The sequence below is a fragment of the Nocardia thraciensis genome, from assembly GCF_054782435.1.
In genome coordinates, this window is sequence record NZ_BAAGSM010000043.1 from 157938 (window position 1) to 181706 (window position 23769).

The 23769-nt window shown below is 69.7% G+C and carries 17 protein-coding genes; 7 read left to right on the forward strand and 10 right to left on the reverse strand.

Translation table 11 applies throughout. The annotated features are described in order from the left end of the window. Positions 1-137 precede the first annotated feature (137 nt). The gene (locus ACYVLQ_RS28110) at positions 138-1811 is read left to right on the forward strand and encodes a molybdopterin-dependent oxidoreductase (protein ID WP_460700534.1); all 1674 of its coding nucleotides are present in this window, start codon (positions 138-140) and stop codon (positions 1809-1811) included. 64 nt (positions 1812-1875) lie between these two features. On the opposite strand, the gene ACYVLQ_RS28115 is transcribed toward ACYVLQ_RS28110, so the two are convergent. The 8 genes from ACYVLQ_RS28115 to ACYVLQ_RS28150 all read right to left on the reverse strand — a co-directional run bounded on the left by ACYVLQ_RS28115 (position 1876) and on the right by ACYVLQ_RS28150 (position 15884). Then, on the reverse strand, positions 1876-3357 hold the full coding sequence (locus ACYVLQ_RS28115) for a DHA2 family efflux MFS transporter permease subunit (RefSeq protein ID WP_460700535.1): 1482 nt from the start codon (positions 3355-3357) through the stop codon (positions 1876-1878). Beyond that, entirely contained in the window at positions 3354-4037 is a 684-nt protein-coding gene (locus ACYVLQ_RS28120) for a PadR family transcriptional regulator (protein WP_460700536.1), read from the reverse strand. The genes ACYVLQ_RS28115 and ACYVLQ_RS28120 overlap by 4 nt, the downstream gene beginning before the upstream one ends. A 264-nt stretch (positions 4038-4301) precedes the next feature. Further along, positions 4302-5018, reverse strand: coding sequence for an AAA family ATPase (locus ACYVLQ_RS28125; protein ID WP_460700537.1), 717 nt, complete (start codon positions 5016-5018; stop codon positions 4302-4304). Positions 5019-5179: 161 nt separating this feature from the next. Further along, positions 5180-9010: a multifunctional oxoglutarate decarboxylase/oxoglutarate dehydrogenase thiamine pyrophosphate-binding subunit/dihydrolipoyllysine-residue succinyltransferase subunit gene (locus ACYVLQ_RS28130; protein WP_460700538.1), complete on the reverse strand. Its 3831-nt coding sequence runs from the start codon at positions 9008-9010 to the stop codon at positions 5180-5182. Between the two features lie 184 nt (positions 9011-9194). Then, on the reverse strand, positions 9195-13337 hold the full coding sequence (locus ACYVLQ_RS28135) for an ABC transporter ATP-binding protein (protein ID WP_460700539.1): 4143 nt from the start codon (positions 13335-13337) through the stop codon (positions 9195-9197). A 116-nt stretch (positions 13338-13453) separates the two neighbouring features. After that, positions 13454-14224, reverse strand: a complete 771-nt coding sequence (locus ACYVLQ_RS28140) for an ABC transporter permease (RefSeq protein ID WP_460700540.1) — start codon at positions 14222-14224, stop codon at positions 13454-13456. Positions 14225-14232: 8 nt separating this feature from the next. Continuing rightward, a complete protein-coding gene (locus ACYVLQ_RS28145; protein ID WP_460700541.1) occupies positions 14233-15174 on the reverse strand; it encodes an ATP-binding cassette domain-containing protein in 942 nt (313 codons plus the stop codon). Continuing rightward, complete coding sequence (locus tag ACYVLQ_RS28150) at positions 15171-15884, reverse strand: hypothetical protein (RefSeq protein WP_460700542.1); 714 nt, start codon at positions 15882-15884, stop codon at positions 15171-15173. Before ACYVLQ_RS28150 ends, ACYVLQ_RS28145 begins: the two co-directional genes overlap by 4 nt. Positions 15885-16083: 199 nt before the next feature. On the opposite strand from ACYVLQ_RS28150, the gene ACYVLQ_RS28155 reads away from it, so the two are divergent. Both ACYVLQ_RS28155 and ACYVLQ_RS28160 read left to right on the forward strand, forming a co-directional pair. Further along, positions 16084-16965 carry a helix-turn-helix domain-containing protein gene (locus ACYVLQ_RS28155; RefSeq protein WP_460700543.1) on the forward strand — a complete coding sequence of 294 codons (882 nt, stop codon included), beginning with the start codon at positions 16084-16086 and terminating at the stop codon, positions 16963-16965. Continuing rightward, the gene (locus ACYVLQ_RS28160; protein WP_460700544.1) at positions 16962-17384 is read left to right on the forward strand and encodes a VOC family protein; all 423 of its coding nucleotides are present in this window, start codon (positions 16962-16964) and stop codon (positions 17382-17384) included. The genes ACYVLQ_RS28155 and ACYVLQ_RS28160 overlap by 4 nt, the downstream gene beginning before the upstream one ends. 83 nt (positions 17385-17467) lie before the next feature. On the opposite strand, the gene ACYVLQ_RS28165 is transcribed toward ACYVLQ_RS28160, so the two are convergent. After that, on the reverse strand, positions 17468-18490 hold the full coding sequence (locus tag ACYVLQ_RS28165) for a glutathione S-transferase family protein (protein WP_460700545.1): 1023 nt from the start codon (positions 18488-18490) through the stop codon (positions 17468-17470). A 291-nt stretch (positions 18491-18781) separates the two neighbouring features. Here ACYVLQ_RS28165 and ACYVLQ_RS28170 point away from each other — a divergent pair, with 291 nt between their 5' ends. Further along, on the forward strand, positions 18782-19576 hold the full coding sequence (locus ACYVLQ_RS28170; protein ID WP_460700546.1) for an enoyl-CoA hydratase/isomerase family protein: 795 nt from the start codon (positions 18782-18784) through the stop codon (positions 19574-19576). A gap of 103 nt (positions 19577-19679) precedes the next feature. Beyond that, positions 19680-20915, forward strand: coding sequence for a class I adenylate-forming enzyme family protein (locus ACYVLQ_RS28175; RefSeq protein ID WP_460700547.1), 1236 nt, complete (start codon positions 19680-19682; stop codon positions 20913-20915). Positions 20916-20921: 6 nt separating this feature from the next. Here the strand turns inward: ACYVLQ_RS28175 and ACYVLQ_RS28180 are convergent, their stop codons facing one another. Continuing rightward, positions 20922-21665, reverse strand: a complete 744-nt coding sequence (locus tag ACYVLQ_RS28180; RefSeq protein WP_460700548.1) for a tyrosine-protein phosphatase — start codon at positions 21663-21665, stop codon at positions 20922-20924. 398 nt (positions 21666-22063) lie between these two features. Here ACYVLQ_RS28180 and ACYVLQ_RS28185 point away from each other — a divergent pair, with 398 nt between their 5' ends. Together ACYVLQ_RS28185 and ACYVLQ_RS28190 are read left to right on the forward strand one after the other, a co-directional pair. Continuing rightward, positions 22064-22525 carry a TetR family transcriptional regulator gene (locus ACYVLQ_RS28185; protein WP_460700549.1) on the forward strand — a complete coding sequence of 154 codons (462 nt, stop codon included), beginning with the start codon at positions 22064-22066 and terminating at the stop codon, positions 22523-22525. Positions 22526-22595: 70 nt separating this feature from the next. After that, entirely contained in the window at positions 22596-23765 is a 1170-nt protein-coding gene (locus ACYVLQ_RS28190; protein WP_460700718.1) for an amino acid deaminase/aldolase, read from the forward strand. Positions 23766-23769: the final 4 nt, after the last annotated feature.

Here is a 23769-nt window from a genome sequence, read left to right on the forward strand (position 1 = left end):
CCGACCTCACACCGCAGTGATGCCGAGGGTCGGGCGGGGCCGCCGGTCGGTGCCGAGATCTGACGAATGTGTGACGGCCGGGCCTTCGTGCCTGTTCGGAGGTTCTGAGCGAGGGAAAGCGGACGTACGCTCACCGTATGACCGGATCGGGACTGCGCGCGGCCTGCGGGATCGTGGCCGCCGGGCTCACGCTGGGGGTCGCGGAACTGGTGGCGGTGCCCGTCGGCCAAGGTAGCGCGCCCCTGGCGGCGATCGGTTCCACCGTGGTGGACCGGACCCCCGACAGGGTGCGGGAATGGGCGATCGACACCTTCGGTACCAATGACAAGCCGGTGCTGTTCGTGTGCATGGGGATCGTCGCGGTGGGGGTCGCCGCGGCGGCGGGACGGGTCGAGCGCACGGATCGGCCGTTCGGCTCCGCGCTGCTCGCCGTCTTCGGACTGGTGGCCGCGGTCGTCGCGGCGAACCGGCAGGGGGCGTCCTGGACCTGGGCCCTGCCCACCCTGGTGGGCCTCGTGCTGGGACTCACGGTGCTGCGCTGGTTGATTCGACGCTGCGAGAAGGTCGAACCGGGGCGGGACGGCGTACCGGCCCGGTCTCAGGCCGCGCCAGGTGTGGGGCGCCCACGGGACGATGTGGTCGCCGCCCCGGACGCCTCGCGCGCGACAGCGGCGGGCCATCCGGCATCCGGCACACGGGATACCGCCGACGGCGCTGCCGCCTCCGGTGGTTCGACCGGGGCGTTGGACCGGCGGCAGGCGGTGCGAGGCATTGTCGGTGTCGGAATTGTGGCCGCCTCAACGGGATTGGCGGGGCGGCTGCTCGGTGCGCGCGCACACAGCGTGTCCGCGGAGCGGGCTGCGGTGCGGTTGCCGCTGCCGAATGTTGCGGCGCCGCCCATCGATCCGGCCGCCGACCTTCGAATCCCCGGTCTCACACCGTATCTGACGCCCAACGCCGACTTCTACCGGATCGACACCGCGCTGGTGGTGCCGCAGGTCAGCACCGACGCCTGGTCGCTGCGCATCCACGGCATGGTGGAGCGCGAAATCCGGATCGGCTATGCCGATCTCATGCGCCGCCCGGCGGTGGAACGGCTGGTGACGTTGGCCTGCGTATCCAATCCGATCGGCGGTGACCTCATCGGAAATGCGCGCTGGCTGGGCTACCGGCTGGACGAACTGCTCGCCGAGGCCCGCCCGCACCCGGACGCCGATATGGTGCTGTCGCGCAGCATCGATGGGTTCACCGCGGGTAGCCCGCTGCATACCTTCACCGACGGCGGCGACGCCCTGCTGGCCGTCGGCATGAACGGTGAGCCGTTGCCCGTCGCGCACGGCTATCCGGCCCGGCTGGTCGTGCCCGGCCTGTACGGCTACGTGTCGGCCACCAAGTGGGTGACCGAGCTGGAGGTCACGAGATTCGATCGCGCACAGGCATATTGGACCAAACGCGGCTGGTCGGCCCACGGCCCGATCAAGACCGGCACCCGCATCGACACCCCACGCGCGGGCGCCCGACCGGGCAGCGGCAACGTCGTCGTCGCGGGTGTCGCCTGGGCGCAGCACCGCGGCATCCGGGCTGTCGAGGTCCAAATCGACGACGGCCCATGGGAACCCGCCCGCCTGGCCGTCGAACCCACGATCGACACTTGGCGCCAGTGGTCCTACGACTGGGACGCCGTCCCGGGCCCGCATACGCTGCGCGCCCGCTCCACCGACGGCACAGGCCAGGTCCAAACCTCCGATGTCCGAGACGTCATCCCGGACGGTGCCACGGGATATCCCACCGTCTCGGTCCGGGTCGGTTGATCGGCGGACCGGCAAAACGTCGTCGGGCTCGCAGGGCTACCCTGGTCACCATTTCGGCCCGCACTCAGTGCCCGATGTCTACCGGGACCTTGGTGTTGGCTTCGGCGTCGGACGTCTTGGACTTGCCGCCGATGAACAGGGCCGAGGCGACGACGCCGATCAGGAGGATGGCGGCGGGGAGGAGCATCGACTGGCCGAGCGCGCTGCTGAACTTGTCGAGGATGGCCTCGGGGAGTTTTCCCATGGAGGCGCCGCCGCCCTCGGAGACATTGGCGCCGCCCAGACCCTGGGCCGACATGCGGGCGGAGATCAGCGCGCTGATCGCGGCGCTGCCGAGCACCGAGCCGAGCTGGCGGGTGGTGTTGTACACGCCCGCTCCCGCACCGGCCTGGGCTACCGGCAGGTTGCGTGTCGCTGTGGAGGCCAGCGGCGCCCAGATGCAGGAGTTGGACAGACCGGCGATCGCCGCGATCACCAGGAACAGCGGGATGGACCCGTCCGGCTTCATCAGCACCGAGAAGCCGAACACCGAGACGGCGAAGAGCGCGAAGCCGATGGTCGGGATGATGCGCGGCGGCATCCGGTCGGAGATCTTGCCGATGAACGGCGCGGTGAAGCCGGTGACGATCGCCATCGGCGCGAACACCAAGGCCGCCTTGGTCGGTGAGAACTCGCGCACCGCCTCCAGATAGAAGTACGCCGGGACCATCAGCGCCGTCACCGCGGCGCCCATGGCCGCGATGGCCACGCTGGACAGCGCGAAGTTGCGGTCGCGGAACAGGCTCAGCGGCACCAGCGGCTCGCCGGGATTGCGGGCCTGATTGACCACGAACAGTGCGAACACCACCAGACCGGCGACGATCATCGTCCAGATCCAGGCGTTCCAGTCGTGTGTGTTGCCCTCCTGGATCCCGAACACCAGCAGGAACATGCCGACGCCGCTGAGGACCACGCCGACCAGGTCGAACTTGTGCTCGTGGGTCTCCAGCGCGGGAACCAGCCAGACCGCGAGCGCGAAGGCGATGATGCCGATCGGCACGTTGATGTAGAAGATCCAGTTCCAGCCCTGCCAGTCCACGAGCACGCCGCCGAGGATCGGGCCGACCAGCGTGGCCAGACCGGCCACGCCGCCCCACAGCCCCATCGCCGCGCCGCGCCGGTCCGGCGGGAAGGTGCGGGTGATCACCGCCATGGTCTGCGGGGTCATCAGCGCCGCGCCCAGACCCTGCACCGCGCGCGCCGCGATCAACATCTCGACGGTGGTGGACATGGCGCACCACAGCGAAGCGAGGGTGAATACGGCCAGGCCGAGTAGGTAGATGTTCTTGGGGCCGAACCGATCTCCGAGCCGCCCCGTCACCAGCAGCGGCACCGCATAGGTGAGCAGGTACGCGCTGGTCACCCAGATGACCTTCGTCATGTCGGTGTGCAGATCGGTCATGATCGCCGGATTGGCGACCGCGACGATGGTCATATCCAGCAGGATCATGAAGAATCCGACGACCAGCGCGTAGAGCGCCAGCCACGGATTGCGTTGCGTCGTCATGAAATTCCCTTCCGAAGTTCTGCGAGCACGTCGTCGGTGACCGCCGCGCCCCAGCCGTGGCCGATGACGCCGGTCTCCGGTGTGATCCGGGTGCCGTCGGGGGTGAATGGTTCCCATTGCAGGACACCGGATTCCAGTTCGGCGGCGATGCGGCGCAACCAGGTGACCTCGGCGTCGACCTGGCCGCGCAGGTACTCGATCACCATCCAGTACCGCCGTGCGACCTTGTGTGTGAGCAGCCAGTCGTGCAGCGCGTCCAGTTCGGTGATGTCGCTGTCGAGCCAGCCGATGCGCTCGCGCAGCAGCGCGAGCACCTCGTCCCGGGGCAGGTTGTGCGCCTCGGACATGGCCAGCGGGAAGATCGGATATTCGCGCAGCGGGCGGCGGATGAGGTCCGATATCCGGGTGCGCAAGGCGGTGGTGCCGGATTCGGTGATCCGGTAGGTCGTGCGTTCGGGGCGGTTGCCCGCGCGGTCCGTGCCCTCGGCGTGCACCAGTTCCTGCTCGGCCAGCCGCGTCACCGTGTGATAGAGGGAGCCCGGGCGAATCTTGAGCAGGTAGTCCTCCCGGCGCTGCAGCAGCAACTGATACATCTCGTACGGGTGCATCGGCCGTTCCTCGAGCAGCGCTAGCACGGCGATCGCCAGCGGCGTCAGCGTGGCGCCCGGCTGCTTCGACATCGTCGCCACTCCCTCCTCCGAACCGAATACTCCACGCCGAATATACGGTGCGGAGGTTTTGCCGAACAAGGGAGGATGAGCGGGGTCACAGTGCGGCTTGCTTCCTCATCATTCCGGCATGGCTTTGACCGGAATCGCCACGAGATCCCGTCCAAAAGAGCGGCGGGAATGACGGGCGGCGGTCCGGGTATGACGGGTGGCGGGCCGGGAGTGACGGGGTGGGGCGTCGGGAATGACGGTGTGGAGCCAGGGCGGCAGGGGTGGTTACAGGTGTCGCAGGTACTGCTGGGGTGCATCCAGGAAGGTGCGCCAGTTGTGGACCATGTCGAGTCGGTCCCACTCGCGGTACTCGATGCCTTCCTCGGTGAGTTCCAGGATCTCCGCGTCCGGGCAGGCGGCGAGGAGGGGGGAGTGGGTTGCCATGAGCACCTGCGAGCCCTCGGCGGCAAGGTCGATCAGGACGCCGATCAATGCGAGGCAGGACTGGAAGGAGAGCGCTGCCTCGGGCTCGTCCAGTAACCAAAGTCCTTGTCCCACCGGGCGTTCGGCGACATAGCGCAGGAACGACCGGCCGTGGGAGAGCTGGTTCCAGACCTGATCGGTATCGCGCACTCGCATCGCATCGGCCGTCTCGAACAGGTTCAGCATGGCTTCCGCGCGCAGGAAGCCACCGTTCGTAGGCCGCGGATACATCCCGTCACAGCGCAGGTGGTACTTCAGGTCGGTATCGCCGGATGTGCCGCCCGGCGCCCACATCCGGTCCTCGGCCGCCCGCATCCCGGCTTGCCAGCTTCCGGCGATCGCCTCCACGAGTGTCGACTTCCCGACCCCGTTCTCGCCGACGATCACCGTCACCGGCTTCTCGAAAGTCATTCCTTCAGAACATATTTCGGCGATGACGGGGACGTCCATGTACCACGAGGCGGGATCGAAGCGCTCGGTCGGTGCGAATTCGACCCTGCGCAATAACAGTACAGTCATGCCGAATCGCTTCCGGCGCAGGAAATTTCAGTCAGCTCTGCACTCCCGGCGCGCCGAGATATGAGGTTCGGGGGTGTGCCGGGACGGTCCGGAGACAGTGAAGCGCCGGGCCGAAATGCTTCCGTGGGAAGCGAATTCGGCCCGGCGCACTGGTCAGACCCTTACGCGGTCGGCGTGAACGCCTCGGCGATGATCTCGGCCTGCTCCACCGCGTGCACCTTGCTCGAACCCGAGGACGGCGCCGACATGGCGCGCCGCGAGATGCGGCGCAGCTTGTTGAACCGGTCCGGCAGGATCTCCGGCAGGTTCAGGCCGAAGAACGGCCAGGCGCCCTGGTTCGCCGGTTCCTCCTGCACCCACGCCAGGTCGGTGGCGTTCGGGTAGGTCGCCAGCTTCTCGTTGAGCCGGTAGGAGGGGATCGGGTAGAGCTGCTCGACGCGGATGATCGCCACGTCGTCGCGGTTCTTCTTGGTCTTCTCCGCCGCCAGCTCGTAGTAGAGCTTGCCGCTGGTCAGCAGGATCCGCTTGACCTTGCTGCGGTCGCCGTCGCCGCTCTCGTAGGTCGGCTCCTCGAACACCGAGCGGAACTTGCTGTCGGTGAAGTCCTCGATATTGGAGACCACGGCCTTGTTGCGCAGCATCGACTTCGGGGTGAAGACGATCAGCGGACGGCGGATGCCGTCGAGCACGTGCCGACGCAGCAGGTGGAAATAGTTGGCCGGGGTGGACGGCACCGCCACCGTCATCGACCCCTCCGCGCACAGCTGCAGGAACCGCTCGATGCGGCCGGAGGTGTGGTCGGGGCCCTGCCCCTCGTGGCCGTGCGGCAGCAGTAGCACGACGTCGGACAGCTGACCCCACTTGGCCTCGCCGGAGGAGATGAACTCGTCGATGATCGACTGCGCGCCGTTGACGAAGTCGCCGAACTGCGCCTCCCACAGCACGAGCGCGTCCGGATTGCCCAGCGAGTAGCCGTATTCGAAGCCGACGGCGGCGTATTCACTCAGCGCGGAGTCGTGCACCGCGAACCAGCCCGGGTTGGCGCTGCCGATGTTGTGCAGCGGGGTGTACTCGGCGCCGGTCTTGCGGTCGATGACCACCGAATGCCGCTGGGTGAACGTGCCGCGGCGGGAGTCCTGCCCGGTCAGGCGCACCGCGCGGCCCTGGTCGATCAGGGTGCCGAACGCCAGCAGCTCCGCGAACGCCCAGTCGACCTTGCCCTCGTAGGCCATCTCGCGGCGGCGGTCCAGCACCGGCTTGACGCGCGGATGCACGCTGAAGCCCTCGGGCACGTCGATGAAGGCGTCGCCGATGCGGTGCAGCACCGTCTTGTCCACGGCGGTGACGACCGTCTGGGGGATGGTCTGTTCCTTCTCGACCGACTCGCTGGGCTCCGGGGTGTACTTCTCCAGCTCCCGGACCTCGTTGAAGACGCGCTCCAGCTGGCCCTGGTAGTCGCGCAGCGCGTCCTCGGCCTCCTTCATGGAGATGTCACCGCGGCCGATCAGGGCCTCGGTGTAGGACTTGCGGACGCTGCGCTTGGTGTCGATGACGTCGTACATGTACGGCTGGGTCATCGACGGGTCGTCGCCCTCGTTGTGGCCGCGGCGTCGGTAGCAGATCAGGTCGATCACGACGTCCTTGTGGAACCGCTCGCGGTAGTCGGTGGCCAGCCGCGCGACCCAGGTGCAGGCCTCCGGGTCGTCGCCGTTCACGTGGAAGACCGGGGCGCCGATGAACTTCGCGATATCGGTCGAGTACTCGGTGGAACGGCTGTTCTCCGGGGCGGTGGTGAAGCCGATCTGGTTGTTCACCACGATGTGCACCGTGCCGCCGACGCGGTAGCCGCGCAGGCCCGACATGTTCAGCGTCTCGGCGACCACGCCCTGACCGGCGAACGCCGCGTCACCGTGCAGCATCAGCGGCACGACGGAGAAGGTGCGCGCCTCCTCGCCCTTGGTGACCAGGTCCTCCTTGGTGAGCAGGTCCTGCTTGGCGCGGACCAGGCCCTCCAGCACCGGGTCGACGGCCTCGAGGTGCGACGGGTTGGCGGTCAGCGACACCTCGATGTCGTTGTCGCCGAACATCTGGATGTAGGTGCCGTGCGCGCCGAGGTGGTATTTCACATCGCCCGAGCCGTGCGTGGCGGCCGGGTTCATATTGCCCTCGAACTCGGTGAAGATCTGCGAATAGGGCTTGCCGACGATATTGGCCAGCACGTTCAGGCGGCCGCGGTGGGGCATGCCGATGACGACCTCGTCGAGCCCGTGCTCGGCGCACTGGTCGATGACGGCGTCCATCATCGGGATGACCGACTCGGCGCCCTCCAGCGAGAAGCGCTTCTGGCCGACGTACTTGGTCTGCAGGAAGGTCTCGAAGGCCTCCGACGCGTTGAGGCGGCTCAGGATGTACTTCTGTTGCGCGACAGTGGGCCTGGCGTGCTTCTGCTCGACCCGCTCCTGGATCCACGCCAGCTGCTCGGGATCGAGAATGTGGGTGTACTCCACGCCGATGTGGCGGCAGTACGCGTCGCGCAGCAGCGACAGCACGTCGCGCAGCTTCATCCGCTCCTGGCCGTGGAAGCCCGCGACGTTGAACTCGCGGTCGAGGTCCCACAGGGTCAGGCCGTGCTGGGTGACATCGAGGTCGGGGTGGCTGCGGAATTTGTCCTTCACCAGCCGCAGCGGATCGGTGTCGGCCATCAGGTGGCCGCGGTTGCGGTAGGCGGCGATCAGCTCCTGCACGCGGACGCTCTTGTCGACGCCGCGCTCCTTGATGTCCTTGCGCCACCGTACCGGCTCGTAGGGCACGCCCATGCCGTGGAAGATCTCGTCGTAGAACTCGTCGGAGATCAGCAGCTGGTGGATGGTGCGCAGGAAGTCGCCGGACTCCGCGCCCTGGATGATGCGGTGGTCGTAGGTGGAGGTCAGCGTCATCAGCTTGCCGATGCCGATCTCGGCCAGCTGCTGGTCGCTCATGCCCTGAAACTCCGCCGGGTACTCCATGGCGCCCGCGCCGATGATCGCGCCCTGGCCCGCCATCAGGCGCGGCACCGAGTGGTTGGTGCCGATGGTGCCCGGGTTGGTCAGCGAGATGGTGACGCCGGAGAAGTCCTCCGCGCCCAGCTTGCCGTCGCGGGCGCGGCGGACGATGTCCTCGTAGGCGGTGTGGAACTGCGCGAAGGTCATGGTCTCGCAGTTCTTGATGGCCGCGACGACCAGTGTGCGGTTGCCGTTCTTCCCCGGTAGGTCGATGGCCAGGCCCAGGTTGGTGTGGGCCGGGGTGACCGCGTTCGGCTTGCCGTCGACTTCCGCGAAGTGGCGGTTCATGTTCGGGAACGACTTGACCGCCTGCACGATCGCGAAGCCCAGCAGGTGGGTGAACGAGATCTTGCCGCCGCGGGTGCGGGCCAGGTGGTTGTTGATGACCAGGCGGTTGTCGATCATCAGCTTGGCCGGGATGGCGCGCACGCTGGTCGCGGTCGGGATGGTCAGCGAGGCCGACATGTTCTTGACGATGGCGGCGGCCGGGCCGCGCAGCACCTTCGCCTCGTCCGCCGACTCGGCGGCCTTCGGGGCGCCGGTGGTCGGCGCGGCGTTGGAGGCCGGGGCCGGGGTGGTCTGGGGCGCCCGCGCCTGCGGCGGGGCGGCGGCCGCCGAGGCGGCGGTGTTCACCTTCGGTGCGGGGGGTGTGGCGTTCTGGGCAGCCGGGGCCTGGGCGGGCGCGGGCGCGGCAGCCGGCGCCTGCGGTGCGGGCGCGGCGTTCGTCGGTGCCGCGGCGGTGCCTGCGACCGGCGTAGCGTCAACACCCGCCGCCCGGCCCGAGCTGTTGGTCTCGCCCGTCGTTTCCGGCGTGTAGTCGGCCAGGAACTCGTGCCAGCTCTCATCGACGGACGACGGGTCTTGCTTGTACTTCTGGTACATCTCGTCGACGAGCCACTGGTTCTGTCCGAACTGGGATGTTGAGCTGCTCACAGCAGGTGTTCGCCTCATTTCGTTCTTTGCGCTGCGACGTTTGTGACGTGCTCGGCACGGGTAATCGGCGTGTTGCGTGCCGATGCGCCCTTTCTGAGGATAGGCCCAGGCCCGGCCCAACGCCCCATGGCGGTCTCCGCGGGTTTCTTCGGATTGCGCAAAGTTTTCGCCTCCATCCCCGTGGTGCGTTGCCGCGAGGCGCCTATCGACTGCCGGACAGACCCAGCCTCATATGTGACGACTCGTCCGCAGACGAGAATATTCCTACCTCCGAGCGTGCCACCGACCACAGTCGGGAATAGATTCCCCCGGCCGCGACGAGCTGGTCGTGGGTGCCGATCTCGGCGATGCGCCCGCGGTCCACGACGGCGATGCGGTCGGCTCGGGCGGCCGTGGCCAGGCGATGCGCGACGATCACCGCGGTGCGGCCGTGGCCAGTCCCCGCGCGTACCAGCGAACTGCTCGCTGCCAGCACCTTCTCCTCGCTGTCGGGATCCAGCACGGCGGTGGCCTCGTCGAGCAGGAGCAGGTCCGGGCCGACCAATTCGGCGCGGGCCAGGGCGACGAGCTGGCGCTGCCCGGCCGACAGGCCGCGCCCGCCCTCGCCGACCGGCTGCCGCATGCCGCCCGGCAATGCGGCGATCATGTCCAGCGCCCCGACCGTCGCGGCGGCGCGTTCTATCCGTGCCCGGGTGGCGAAGGGTTTCCCGAATGCAATGTTGCTGGCGACGTCGCCGGTGAAGAGGTGAGCTTCCTGCGGGACGACGCCGAGGCGGGCGCGGTAGTCGGCGAGGCGGTAGTCGCGGAGGTCGTTGCCATCGACGCGGATGGAACCGGAGGCGCCGGTGTGCGGCAGGTCATAAAGGCGCGCAAGGAGTTTCACGATCGTCGACTTGCCCGCGCCGGTCTCGCCGACCAGGGCGAGGGTGGTTCCGGCCGGGATGTGCAGCGAAACATTTTCCAGGGCGGGCGTTTTCGCGTCCTGATACCGGAAGCTCACGTCGTCGAAGGTGATATCGGCGCGCATCCGGTCCCCGACGACGGCCGCGTGGGCCGGGTCGGGCGCGATCGACGACGGGGTGCGCAGTAGTGCCTCGATCCGGCGCAGGCCCACCCGTGCCTGCTGATAGCCGTCGAACACCTGCGAGAGCTGCATGATCGGGCCGAACAGCAGGCCGAGATACAGCACGAAGGCCACCAGGGTGCCCGCGGTTGTCGTGCCGTGCGCCACCTCGCGCGCACCCACGTAGACCACGGCGGCCAGCGCCAGGTCGGCCCAGGCGACGACGAAGGCGAAATACAGCGCGATGGCGCGTTGCGCGCGCATCCGGGCGCGGCGGTAGGCGTCGGAATAATCGGTGAAGCGCCGCGCCGCATGCGGTTCGTGCCGGTAGGCCTGGGTGGCGCGGAGTCCGGCGACATTCTCCTGGAAGTCGGCGTTCACCGTGGCCACGCGCTCGCGCGCGGCCGAGTACGCGGCCGCCGATACCCTGCGGAAGATCAGGGTGGCCCCGATCAGCGGCGGCAGGGTGGCGAAGACCACCGCGGCCAGCCGCGGATCGATGACCAGCAACGCCACCGCGATGCCACCGGCGGTGCCGATGCTGATCAGCGCGTTGCCCAGGCCGGTCTGCAGGAACGTCGACAGCGCATCGATATCGGTGGTCATCCGGGTCATGATCCGGCCGGACAGCTCGCGCTCGTAGTAGTCCAGGCCGAGCCGCTGCAGGTGCGCGTAGCTGCGCACCCGCAGGCCGTACAGCACCCGCTCCCCGCCGCGCGCCGACAGCAGCGTGCCGATCGCCTCGACCAGCCAGCTCAGCGACACCAGCACGGCCCCGCCGAGGGCCGCCGCCGCCAGCACCCTCGCGCTGCCCGCGGTCACCCCGTCGTCGAGCGCGTACCTGGTCAGCGCCGGAAATGCCACGGCGATAACGGCATCCGCGGCCAGCGTCGTCACCACGGCCAGCAGCAGCCACCGCACCGGCTTCAACAACCGCACCAGCCGGAAGTTCGGCTCCGGCTGCTCCAGCCCGCGATCATCTAGCCCCGGCACCTCCGTCGCCGCGGGCAGCCGGGCGAGATCCCCCCGAATCTCCGGCGGCACCTCGACATCCCCGGAATTGCCGCCCGCCCCGGCACCCCCGCCGTCCCTCTCCGCACCCGATCCGCTCGCCCCAATTCCGGCACCCCCACGCCCCGCAGTACCGTCCTCATTTCGGGCGTGTTCGAGCCCTGTGGCGGGTTCCGCGTTTCGGGCACCCTCGTGCCCTGCAGCACCGTCCTCATTTCGGGCGTGTTCGAGCCCTGTGGCGGGTTCCGCATTTCGGGCACGCTCGTGCCCTGCAGTACCGTCCTCCTTTCGGGCACGCTCGCGCCCTGTGGCGCGCTCCTTATTTCGGGCGTGTTCGCGCTTCGCGGCGCGCTCGTTGTTTCCGGCACGCTCTTGGCTGGAATCTGTGGCGGTCAGGGTGGTTTCGTCGGGCTCGGGCCAGATTTGGCCGGTGGTTTCTGTCGTCTCCGTGGGGGTGAGGCGGATTATGCGGTCGGCGTGGGTGAGGGTGGACTCGCGGTGGGCGAGAATCAGTGTGGTGCGGCCGGTTTCGTTCGGCAGGGTGTCGAAGATGGCGGCCTCGGTGACGGCGTCGACGGCGGAGGTGGCGTCGTCGAGGATCAGGATGCGCGGCTCGGCCAGGAGTGCGCGGGCCAGGGCCAGGCGCTGGCGCTGGCCGCCGGACAGGGTGAGGCCGCGCTCGCCGACCATCGTGTCGTAGCCGTCCGGCAGTTCGCCGATGAAACCGTCCGCGGCGGCCAGTTCGGCGGCCCGGCGGATCTCCTCGGGCGTGGCACCGGGACGGCCCAGCGCGATATTGGCGGCGATCGTGTCGGAGAACAGGAACGGTTCGTCGAACACCACGCCCACGGCGGCCCGCAGATCGGCCGCTCGCACGTCGGCGATGTCCACCTCGCGGTACGGCGCTGCCGCAGCGTTCGTGGCACGCTCGCCGCCGGCGCGTCCCGGCGCGTCCTTCCTGCCATCCGGGGACTCGGGGCTCACGACCCGGGCGGCCGGATGTGATGCGCTATCGATTCGGGATCGGTCGTCTGTGGCGTGGGCGGTCGCGGTCCGGCCGTGCAGCAGGATCCGGCCGGAGTCGGGCGCGAACAGGCGGGGCAGAAGCAGTGCGAGGGTGGATTTTCCGGAACCGGCGGGGCCGATGATCGCGACGGTCTCGCCGGGTTCCACGGACAGGTCGAAATCGCGCAGCACCGGCCGGTCCGGGTCGAAACCGAAGGTGACCGAGCGCATTTCGACGCCCAGCGGGCCGTCGGGCAGGGGTTGCGGGTCGGGCGGGTCGGTTTCGGCGGGCGCCGAGTCCATGACCTGGAAGACGCGTTCGGCGGCGGCGCGGGTCAGCTGCGCCATGACGATCACGTTCGACACGATGCGGGTGCTGGAGGCCAGCATGGTGACGTAGGCGGCGAAGGCCAGGAACGTGCCCGCCCCGATCACGCCGCGCAGGGCCAGCGCGCCGCCGAGCGCGATCACCACGACCATGCCGATCTGTGGGATGGCCGCCACCGTCGGCGCGAACCGGGAGTCGATGCGCGCGGCCCGCATTCGCTCCGCGTACAACCGCCGCCCGTGCCCCTCGAGCAGGTGGACCATCCGGCCCTCCTGCCCGAAGCCCTTCACCACCCGGACGCCCGTGACCGTCTCCTCGACGTGCTGGGCGAGGTCGGCGGCGCGCTGCTGGGCCGACCAGGTGGCCGCGTGCAGCAGCGGCCGGGTGCGGTACACCACCACGCCCAGCGCGGGCACCGTCAGCAGCGCCACCACCGCCAGCAGCGGTGACAGCATCAGCATCACCGCGGCCGCCAGGACGAAGATCAGCAGCGAGGCCGCCGACAGCGGCGCCATGGCCAGGAGCCCCTGCACCAGTTGCAGATCGGTGATAGATCGCGACACCACCTGGCCGGTGCGCAGCGAGTCCTGGCCCGGCCCGTCGTAGCGATGCAGCGCCGTCAGCAGCGAGACCCGCAGTCCGTGCTGCACATCCAGCGCCAGCCGCCCGGCCAGCCACCGCCGCCCGTACGCGGCGGCGAACCTGGCCACCGCCAGCAGCACCAGCACGATCGCTATCGCACCGATGGCCCGCGTATCGCCCACGCGCGCGCTGTCGAGCGCCCGCTTGGCCGCCAGCGGTGCGGCGACCTCCGCCAGCGCGCCGCCGAACACCGCGGCGATCACGCCGGTCAGCAGCTTCGGGTGCGTTCGACACGCGGCCCACAGTCGGCGAATCCACCCGGGGCCGCGCTGTGCGGGTGCGTCGGCGTCAGTCATATGAGTTCGAAACTACCGACGCCCACCGACACCACTTTGTTCCGGCGGCTGCGCGGCCTCCTCCCATCCGCCGCCGCCGAAATCTCCCCCGTCGTCCCGGCGAACGCCGGGACCGCTCAGATCTCGCGCTCGCGCAGGTACCACCATGACGCGCCACCGGCGGCAGCGGTCCAGAGCAGCAGCACCACGACCGAGGCCGCGCTCGGCGGCAGGAACGGGCTCTTCGGGAACGAGTCGACCGCGACCGTGCCGACGGTCGCCGAACCCGGGAGCAGCGCCGCGAATCCGGGAACGCCCACCCCGTTCATGACCGCCCACAGCAGCGGCTCGACGACCACCAGCCAACCGGCCATCGCCGCGATCGCGGGGACCGCCGAGCGCAGCAGCAACCCGAGGCTCGCGCCGATCACGCCCCAGCACGCGGTCGCCAGCAGGCCGCCGCCGAACACGGTCGCCAGCCGCAGACCGAACTCGATCTCGTCTCGGCCGAATATCGCCAGCGCGAGGACGGCGCCCACCTCCGCCGACAGCGCGAGCAGCAGCGAATAGCCTGCGGCCACAGCGAGTTTCACACCGCACAGCACATCGCGATCGGGGGTGAACAGCGCGGTCAGCCGCATGCTCCCGGAGCGGTACTCGCCACCCGCCGCGAGCGCCGCGAACACGGCGGCCGCGGCCAGCGCCGCCGCTATACCCAGGTAGACGCCGATGCTGGCGGTGCCCGTCGCCAGCGCCTGGTCCCGCTGCGGTCCGGTGCCGGTGATCGCCGTGACGGCCGTGGCCACGAAGCCGATCGCGGCGCATGCCGGGATCAGCGTCCAGCCCGCGCGCAACGTGCCGATCTTGCGGATCTCGACGGTGGCGGCCCGGCTCACGTCCGTGGGCACGGTCAGAATCATGGTGGCGTCCCGTAAGGCATCGGAGGTTGGACGGGCGGGGCGGTTCGGGTGAGCGCGGCCAGCACCCGGTCGGGATGTACCGGTTCGGGGATCATCTCCGTCAGCAGCACCCGGGCGGTGGTGGCGGCGGCCTCGATCTCGGTCCGCGAGGCGTCGGCCACGGCCAGGCGGCCGTCGGCGCGCATCACGGTATCGGTGAAGCCCCGCGCGGCCAGGGTGGTGGCCAGCGCGATCGCGCTGGAGGCACCGACCACCAGGCGATCGGGATGGCTGCGCCGCAGCCGGCGCGGACTGCCCTGATACACCACCGATCCACCGCCCAGCACGATCAGCTGGTCGGCCACCGGCAGCACCGCCGCCAGGCTCTGCGCGGTCAGCAGCGTGGTTCCGCCGCGGCGGGCATGACCACGCAGATAGTCCGCGAGCCAGCCGCGTTCGGCCGGTTCGAGCGCGGCGAACGGGTCGTCGAGGACCAGCAGCGGCGGATCGTCGAGCAGCGCGACCGCCAGGGCCAGCCGTGTCTGCACACCGGCCGCTAGCGTGCGGATCCGTTCTCCGGCAACGGCTTCCAGGCTCATGAGTTCCAGCAGGGCGTCGACCCGGTCGTCGGAGACGCCCACGGCGGCGGCGTAGACGCGCAACTGTCCCCGCGCCGTGCGGAGCGGATGGAGCCCGCGCGGCTGCAGCACGGCCCCGACGGACCCGGGCTGCCGCGGCGCCTGTGAGTCGCGGCCGCCGAACGCCGCGCCGCCCGAGGTCGGCGGCAGCAGCCCCAGCAGCATTCGCACGATCGTGGTCTTGCCCGAACCGCCGGGACCGACCAGGGCGGCGGTGGTGCCCGCGGGCACGGTGAAGCTCACCTCGCGCACCGCGCTCACGGCATCGAATCGCTTGGTCAGTCCGGCGGCGGCGAAGGCGGGTGGCTGCGCCGCGCTCATTGCTGCCCGGAGGACTTGTCGTCCAGCGCCGGGAGCGGATCCGCGTCGATCACCGTCGGGCCCGGCCAGGTCAGCGGGGCCGGTCCGAAGGCCTGGCGGGCATTGGCGATGGTGTGCTTGCCGATCGCCCGGTTGCCGAAACCGCCTACGGCGGCGCCGATTCCGGCGGGCAGCACCTTGCCGAACATCAGCGCGCTGCGCTTGGCGATGAACTGCACGATGAACCGCTTCATCAGCGACTCGTTCATATTGCGGATGCCCGGAATCTGGTTGGCCAGCAGCGATCCCCAGTTCTTCGCGGAATGGCCGACGTTCTTCTCGACGATCTGCATCCCGCTCTCGCCCAGCACCACCGCCAGCACCAGGGCGCGGCGGCGCTCCTTGTCCTCGGGCGCGACACCGTGCACGGCGGCCACGGCCAGGGTGAACACCGCCGAGGCCTCGAGGAAGAACGTGGTCTCCGCGCTCATCGCCGCCAGGGAGGCGATGGTGCCGACACCGGGCACCGCCGCGGTCGCGCCGACCGCGGTGCCGCTGCCGGTCACCGTGGTCAGGTAGATCCGCTCGAGCCGTTCGATAATCTGGGCGGGACTCTCGTCCGGGTGCGTCCGCCGGAACCGGTCGACATACTTCGCGACGGCCGGAGCCTGCAGCTGCGCCCCATTGTCGAGCAGTGTCTTCACCGCCTTCTCCGCACCGCCCTTGAACATCGGCAACCTCTCTGTGTCTATTGCGACGCCTGCGGCGTCGCGGGTTCGCGACGCCTGCTGGCCGCAAACCTACGTGGTCTACATATGGTCTGTATATCCATAGATAGTGCAGTCATGCCCGTGTCGCCATGGCGGCGTCTTCTACCGAGAACGAGCCGGACAACGCGCGGGTTCCGGTGCTGGGCCTAATCTGGACTGCGTGAGTGGTGTCTCGGAGGGCGCCATGGGGCTGCCGGACCCGCGACTACGGGCATTCGTCCGCAGCTACCAGGGGTATCTGATGCGCGGCTTCGAGCCGGGCACGCATATCGGCATGCCGGGCACCGACCTCACCGTGATCATCACGATCGACGAACCGATCGATATTCCGGTATCGCCCCATCCCGCGCAGTCGGCGGGCAGTTGGGAGGCGATGGCGAACGGGCTGACCGTGCGACCCTGCTCGATCGAGCACCGCGGTTTCCAGCACGGCATCCAACTGGAGGTGACGCCGCAGGGTGCGCGTGCCCTGCTGGGGGTGCCGGTCGCCGAACTCGGGTCCTGGGTGGTCGACCTGGCCGATCTGCTCGGCGCGGACGCCCGTGAGCTGCGCGAGCGGGTGTCGGCCACCGCCGACTGGGTGAGGCGGTTCGAGATCCTGGACGAGATCCTGCTACGCCGCGTTGCCGAACCCGCGATCGATCCGAATCTGCGGCAGGCGTGGCGGCTGCTCACCGCCGGGACGGGCCAGGCCCGCGTGGCCGACGTGGCCACCGAGATCGGCTGGAGCCGAAGATATCTCGGTGGCCGGTTCGCTGCCGAATTCGGGATTACGCCGAAGGATGCCGCGCGGCTGGCCCGCTTCGAGTCCTCGCACCGGCTGCTGCGCTCGGTCGCCACCGCCGCCGCGGCGCAGACACCGGGACGACCGGAGTTGTCGATCGCCGAGGTCGCCGCGGCGGCCGGGTATTACGACCAGGCGCACATGGCCCGGGAATGGCGCGAGCTGGCGGGCATGCCACCCTCGGTGTGGCTGGCGAACGAGCAGTTCCCATTCGTCCAAGACCGGGAGCGGTTGCCGCTGGAAGGCTCGGCCACATGACCGAGACAACGACGCAAACCAGCAACACTCGCACCGGTGCGGCCCTGTGGCCGTGCTTCGTCTACCGTGACGCCCCGGCGGCGATCGAATTCCTGCAGCGGGCCTTCGGCTTCGTCGAACGGGCACGCTACGGCGAGGGCGACATCGTCGAACACGCCGAACTCACCCTGCCGGGCGGCGGCGGGATCATGCTCGGCTCGGTCCGAGCGGGTTCGGCGCTCGAGATGGCGCCGCCGGGCGTCGGCGCGGTGTACGTAGTCATCGACAATCCGGACGAGCTGTACGAGCGTGCCAAGGCAGCCGGTGCGACCATCACCCTCGAACTGCGCAACGAGGATTATGGCTCCCGCGGCTTCACCTGCCGCGACCCGGAAGGCGTCTACTGGAGCTTCGGCACCTACGCCGGGCACGAGAACTGACCGTCGCGCACCCCGCACGTGCTTACGCACCCGCTCCGTCTGCCGCACGGCGTGCGGGAACGCGCACGGGGTGCGGCAGGCGATCAGGCGCTGTGGTCGGCGGGGACGCGCTCGGCGGTCGGGGGCGGCGGGGGAGGGGCGCCGTCGCCGAAGGGCCTGCCGCCCAGCTTCTCCCGGCCGTGCGGGGTGAGCCAGTTCGCCAGGTCCGGGCCCTTGGGCACGATGCCGGAGGGATTGATGTCGGCGTGCACGAGGTAGTAGTGCTGCTTGATCTGGGTGAAGTCGACGGTGTCGCCGAAGCCCGGCGTCTGGAACAGATCCCGGGCGTAGGCCCACAGCACCGGCAGCTCTGACAATTTGTTGCGGTTGCACTTGAAGTGGCCGTGATAGACCGCGTCGAAGCGGACCAGGGTGGTGAACAGGTGGATGTCGGCCTCGGTGATGGTGTCGCCCACCAGGTAGCGCTGCCGCGCCAGGCGCTCGGACAGCCAGTCCAGCGCGGTGAACAGCCGATCGTAGGCGGCCTCGTAGGCATCCTGGGCGCCCGCGAAACCGCAGCGGTAGACGCCGTTGTTCACCTCGGTGTACACCCGCCGGTCGATCTCGTCGATCTCCGCGCGCAGCGGCTCCGGATACAACAGCGGCGCCCCGGGCCGGTGGAACCGCGTCCACTCGGTGGAGAAATCGAGGGTGATCTGCGCGTAGTCGTTGGTGACGACCTGGCCGGTCGGCACGTCCACCACCGCGGGGACCGTGATCCCGCGCGGGTAGTCCGGGAACCGCGCGAAATAGGCGTCGCGCAGGAAATGGATGCCCAGGACCGGATCCTCGCCGCGCGGATCGAGATCGAATGTCCAGCTGCGCTTGTCGTGCGTGGGCCCGCACAGCCCCAGCGACAGCACCTCCTCGAGCCCCAGCAGCCGCCGCACGATGAGCGTCCGGTTGGCCCACGGGCAGGCGCGCGCGGCGACCAGGCGATACCGGCCCGCCTCCACCGGATACCCCTCCCGCCCGTCGGCGGTGATGCGGGTGGTGATGTAGTTCGTGTCCCGCTTGAATTCGCCGGGCTCGATATAGGTGGCGCTGTCGGACGACGAGGTGCTCACCACCCCAGTCTCGCAGACACCACCAACCCGCCCCCACCCTCCCGGCGCAGCACCCCGCTGTTGCGGTGCAGCGTTGCGCTGTTGCGGTGCAGTGTTCCGCTGTCGTGGTGCAGTGTTCCGCTGTCGCGGTGCAGCGCCCCAGTATCCCGGCGCAGTGCCCCACCGATTTCCCGGCATGCTTTTGGCCGGGATCCACTGCCCGGGTCGTGGATTCCGGCCGAAAGCGTGTCGGAATTGCCAGGTCGGGGCGGGGTGTTTCGGGTGCCGGTGGTACATGGATAGATTCGGCGGATGAGCGATTCGAAACCCACCCGCCTGGAAGGCGTCGAGACCGACAACGGGGCGCGGCTGGCCGTCCTCACCATCGACAACCCGCCGCTGAACCTCTTCGACCAGGCGCTGATGGAGTCGCTGGCCGCCGATATCGCCGAGCTGAGCGCGGATCCGCCGCGCGCGGTGCTGCTGCGCGCCGAGGGCAAGATGGTGTCCGGCGGCGTGGACGTGCACGTCTTCGACGGACTGTCGCCGGAGCAGGGCGCCGAGCTGTGGCGCAGCCTGTTCTCGCGGATCATCCATCCGCTGGAGGCGCTGCCGTGCCCCGTGGTGTTCGCCGCGCACGGCCTGACCCTGACCGCCGCCTTCGAGGTCGCGCTGGCCTGCGACATCGTGCTGGCCGGGCCGAAGGCCAAGTTCGGCCTGGTCGAGACGGTGGTCGGGCTGACGCCCTCGATGGGCGGCCCGCAGCGGCTGGCCGAGCGCGCCGGATCCGGCCGCGCCCGCGAACTGGTGATGACCGGCGACATGTACGGCGCGGGCGAGCTGGCCGAGTGGGGTGTGGTCAACGCCGTGCACGAGGACGTCGACGCCACCGCCCGCGCGCTGGCGGCCAAGCTGGCCGACGGCCCCACCCGCGCGCACGCGGCCACCAAGCAGATCGTGGGGGCGTGGCGCTCCGGCGGTGTGGCGCATGCGGATTCGGTGACCCCGGAGGTGTCGGGCGAGCTGTTCGGCACCGCGGATCTGCGCGGCGCGGTGCGCAGCTTCCTGGAGGTCGGACCGGGTAAGGCCACCTATACCGGCCAGTGACCGGTATGACGGTGCGGACACGTTTGCCCGCTATCCGCCCGAGTTTGTGATATGCGTCATATAGTCACAGGTGCCTGCCGAATCGAGGCGCTCGGAGGGATCTATGGCGCAGCTCCTGGTCGAATATCCGCAATCGCGAAACCCGTGGTGCGACAACCCTCTTGCACGTGGCGCGGACGGAGTGCTGCGCTACGGCAATCTCAACCCCGCCCTCACCGAGCTACTCGACGTGCAGGTGCACGCCTTCTCCGGCCGGGAGGCGGTGGTGGAGATCGGCGGCCCGCGCCTGACCTACCGGCAGCTGTGGCATTCGGCCTCGCGGATCGCGGGCGGGTTGCAGGAGCACGGCATCGGCTACGGCGACCGGGTTGCGGTGCGGATGCCGGTCGGCGCGCGCTGGATCCAGGCGTTCCTCGGCGCGCTGCTGTCCGGGGCGGTGCCGGTGCTGGTGCAGGACGGGCTGCCCGACGACATCGCGGCCCAGCTCCTTTCGGACAGCAGCACGGATTTCGTGCTCGGCGGGCCCGGCTGCGCGGACTTCCCCGACGGCGCGGCGTTCATCGACGACGGCGCCTCGCTGAGCGAACTGGCGCTGCTGTGCTACACGAGCGGCGCCGTGGGGCAGGAGGATTCGGGCCCGCCCAAGGGCGTGGAGCTGACCAACGAGAACCTGCTGTCGGCGGTTCGCTCGATGGTGGGCGCTCTCGACCTGCCCACCGACGGGCTGCGCAACCTGGTGCTGCTGCCGCTGGCGCACGCCAGCGGATGCGTGGACCAGCTGCTGCCGACCTTCGCCGTCGGCGGCACCGTGGTGCTGGCCCCGGATCCGACGCTGATCGCGGAGGCCATCGTGTCCGAGCGCGTCGATACGGTCGCGGCGACGCCCCGCATCTTCGCCGGTCTGCTGCCCGAACTGGCCGGGCTGCGGGCCGAGGGCGTGCGGCAGGTCTGCAGCGCCGGGCACCGCGCCGAACTGGCGGCGACCGATCCCGGCACCTCGGAGGTCGTCGCCGCCGCGTTGCGCGAGGTGTTCCCGCTGGCCCGGCAGTGGTCGGTCTGGGGCGCCACCGAAACCAGCGGCATCGGCCTGGCCCTGCCCGACGGTGGCGAGGCTCCCCGGTGCGATCTGCTCGGATTCCCGTTCGGCGGTACCGAATTGGCGCTGTGGGGCCCGCAGGCCGCCGCGGGCCACGGCGAATTGCTCTGCCGCGGGCCCAATGTCACGCCGCGCTACTGGAACGATCCGGAGACCACCGAGTCCCGCTTCACCGGTTCCTGGTTCCACACCGGCAACCAGGTCGACATCGACGAAGACGGCCTCGTGCACCGCGCCGACTGAGCCCGGTTACTCGAGGAGGCGGTCGCGCAGGGCGGCGCGCAGGTCGTCGGTGAAGCCGATGGCGGTGAGGTAGCCCTCGAGGCCGCCGTAGAGCTGATGCATGGCGTCGGTGCCCGCGGCGAGGTAGTCCGGGGCGACGCCCAGGACGTCGAGCGGGAGGCTCACCCGGCCCTCGGAATTGTGTGCCACGTCGGCGCGCAGCGCATCGATGGCCTCGTTGCTGAGCAGATAGTCGTCGAGCAGATCGGTCTCGGCGACCCCCACCGCGCGCAGCAGGGTCGCGATCGCCCAGCCGGTGCGGTCCTTGCCCGCGGCGCAGTGCACGAGGACCGCGCCGTCGCCGTCGACCAGAGACCGCGCGATCGCTGTGATGGCGATCCCGGCCTCCGGCATGGCCGGGAAGGACCGATACACGTGCAGCATTTCCTGCCACGGCTCGTCGTGCACCACCTCGTGCGGTGGCTGCTCGCCGATCTTCGAGTCGAACGGGGTGAGCTCCAACCGCACGCCGTGCGGCAGGACGTCGGCGCCCAAGTGCCGGATCTCCTCCGGGCCGCGCAGGTCGTGGACGGCGACGACCCCGAGATCGCGCATCGTCGCGTGGCCCTCGGCGTCGAGTCGGCACAGCTGCGCCGACCGCAGCAGTGCGCCGGTGCGTACGCGCGGGCCGAGTTCGGTGCGCACACCCCCTACGTCGCGATAGTTGAAGGTGCCGGAGATCAGGAACTGGTCGGGGCGCGCGATGGTCACAAATCCAGGCTATCGGCGCGGTGGTATCGCCACGGTGTCGTTCTTCGATCGAACCGGCGAACACGGGGGCCTGTGTGATCGGCCACAGCCGGGCGGCGCCCGCCGACGTGAACGCGTAGAGTCTTGTCGGTTACGGGTTATGCCCGCGGGGTCGCCGGTCTCCGTTCGATTTCGGACCTGTCCCGGAGGGGTAACAAAACATTCTTTCAGTCCGGAAACACCCATCGAACCTGGTCGCGATCCCCGAAAACCCTCTAACATTGATGGTTGTTGAACGGGTCGACCGGGGTTGGTGCCGGTGCGATCAGTGAGGATCTGCAACCCGTTGAGCGAGCCGCGCAGGCGAGGTGCGCGCGTTCTTTCGCCCGAGGGAGTCGTCGTTGAGTGCTAGTGGAGAAATGATCGAGGTACGCCCGCGGCGGCCCGTGGAGGAGGCCGTCGAGAAGGCGGCCGCCGTCATCGACTGCACCGGCACGCGCGCGCTGCGGGTCCTGCTGCACGCCGGGGTGAGCGCGTTGTGGCCCGCCATCAAGGCCGCGCCCCACAAGCAGATCCGCACCTACGAGTCGACGATCGAGGCGCTGCGAAGGCAGTGGGCCGACCGCACCGACCCGGTCACCGATCCCGCCGTGGCCGCGCTGTTCCGGGACCTGGATGCCGAGGTCGGGGCGTTTCTGCGGTTGTGCGCGGAGCGGTCCCGCAGCGAATGGCTGGAGCCGGTCGAGGCGATCGCGGCCTATGCGGTGGCGGTGATGCAGGGGACGGTGCTGCGCTGGCTCGCCGACTGCGACGACGAGACCACCCTGGTGGTGCTCGACGATCTGGTCTCGAGCCTGTCCACCAAGGCGGTGGATCTGTAGCCGCCCATCCCGCCGGAGCAAAAGCTGGACGCATGACCAGTTACGTGGTTGAGTGGTCTGTGTGACAGATCTGTCGCCGATCGCCGCCCTGCGCGCGAGCACCGCGGACCTGGACCCGCCGCTGGCCGCCCTCGACCTGGCCGCCCTGCGCGCGAATGCCGCCGATCTGGTCCGGCGCGCCCGCGGCCTCCCGATTCGAGTGGCCGCCAAATCGGTGCGCTGCCGCGCCGTGCTCGAGGAGGTGCTCGGCTCCGAGTTGACGGCGGCCGGGGGATTCGCCGGGATCATGTCCTATTCGCTGCGCGAGGCGCTCTGGCTGGCGCGCCACGGCGCCCGCGACATCCTGCTGGGCTATCCGAGCGTGGACCGGGCGGCACTGGCCGAGCTCGGCGCGGACGAGACGCTGCGGGAAGCCATCACGCTCATGGTGGACGATCCGGCACAGCTCGACCTCATCAAGACCGCCGTCGGCACCGAGCGCGTATCGCCGCGGGTGTGCCTGGACGTGGACGCCTCGCTGCGGATCGGACCCCTGCATCTGGGGGTGCGCCGATCCCCGATCCGCACCCCGGAGCAGGCGGCGCGGCTGGCCCGCCGGGCGACCGAGCGCGGGTTCCGGGTGGTCGGCCTGATGACCTACGAGGCCCAGATCGCCGGTCTGCCCGACACCAATCCCGCTGTGCGGCTGGTGAAGTGGGCGTCGGCGGCGGAGATCGGCAAGCGGCGTGGGCAGGTGCTCGACGCGGTGCGGTCGGTGACGGGGGAACTCGAGATCGTCAACAGCGGCGGCAGCGGCTCCATCGAGGTGAGCGCCGCTAGCCCGGGTGTCACCGAGGTGACCGCGGGCTCCGGGCTGTACGTGCCGACGCTGTTCGACGACTATCGCAGCTTCGCGCCGAGACCGGCGCTGTTCTTCGCGCTGCCGGTGCTGCGGCATCCGGCGCCCGGCATGGCCACCGTATTCGGCGGCGGCTACATCGCCTCCGGCCCCGCGGGCAAGTCGAGGGTGCCGAAACCGGTGTGGCCCACCGGTTTACGGCTCATCGGTACCGAGGGGGCGGGTGAGGTGCAGACCCCGCTCACGGGCGCCGACGGGCTGGAGATCGGGGACCGGGTGTGGTTCCGGCACGCCAAGGCGGGTGAGCTGTGCGAGCGCTTCGACAGCATCCACATCGTCGACGCCGACGGTACCCGCAGCACCGTCCCGACCTACCGCGGCGAGGGCCGGAACTTCGGATAGTCGT